Raw genomic sequence first — 244 nt, 5'->3', positions numbered from 1 at the left:
ACGGCTGATTCGGACTTCACCTACCAGTCGACGAATGGAATGTACGGGCTGGCGCAGGGAAGCTGGACAGGCTTGGGACTGGGCCAGAGCCGGCAAAAGTACAACTGGCTTCCCGAGGCGCACAACGACTTCATTTTTGCCATCATCGGCGAGGAACTGGGCCTCGTGGGCACAGTGGTGGTGTTGGTCCTGTTCGCCATCCTCGGCATCGCGATATTCCGTGTTGTGGTGCGGCAAACGGACC

At 59.4% G+C, this 244-nt stretch carries 1 protein-coding gene; it reads left to right on the top strand.

Translation table 11 applies throughout. The annotated features are described in order from the left end of the window. The coding region (locus SB679_RS25870; protein ID WP_410705239.1) for an FtsW/RodA/SpoVE family cell cycle protein at nucleotides 1–244 on the top strand (244 nt) is incomplete at both ends.

Source organism: Chryseobacterium sp. SIMBA_029 (assembly GCF_046535275.1).
In the GTDB taxonomy this organism is placed as follows: domain Bacteria; phylum Bacteroidota; class Bacteroidia; order Flavobacteriales; family Weeksellaceae; genus Chryseobacterium.
The sequence above is the reverse complement of the archived record's forward strand: the minus strand, read 5'-3'. Positions and strand labels throughout refer to the sequence as shown.